Source organism: Stenotrophomonas sp. SrG, assembly GCF_050031795.1.
Lineage (GTDB): Bacteria > Pseudomonadota > Gammaproteobacteria > Xanthomonadales > Xanthomonadaceae > Stenotrophomonas > Stenotrophomonas rhizophila_A.
Genome location: NZ_JBNBBE010000343.1, coordinates 1 through 264, shown reverse-complemented (window position 1 = coordinate 264; position 264 = coordinate 1). Strand labels below are relative to the sequence as shown.

1 pseudogene is annotated in these 264 nt (G+C 82.2%); it reads right to left on the bottom strand.

What is annotated here, in order from left to right:
* Nucleotides 1-7 precede the first annotated feature (7 nt).
* Nucleotides 8-264, bottom strand: a pseudogene (locus ACQG3P_RS20045) (flagellar motor protein MotD); the annotation flags it as partial.

Below are 264 nucleotides of genomic sequence, written 5' to 3'. Positions count from 1 at the left end.
CTGTGTATCAGCCCCCGCGGGCGGGGGGCCCGGCGGCGCCCCCGCGGCGGCCGGCCGGCCCCGGGGGCCGCGCCCCCGGGGCGAGGGGGGAACCGGGGGCGGGCGTGGCCGGCGCCGGCGCGCTGCCGGTTTCGGCGGTGAGCTGCGGGCCCAGCGGGTCCGTGCCCGGCGCGGTGTCGGCCAGGATGATGACCAGCACCCGGCGGTTGCGGGTGCGGCCCTGCGCGCTGGTGTTGTCTTCGCGCGGGCGGAACTGGCCATAGC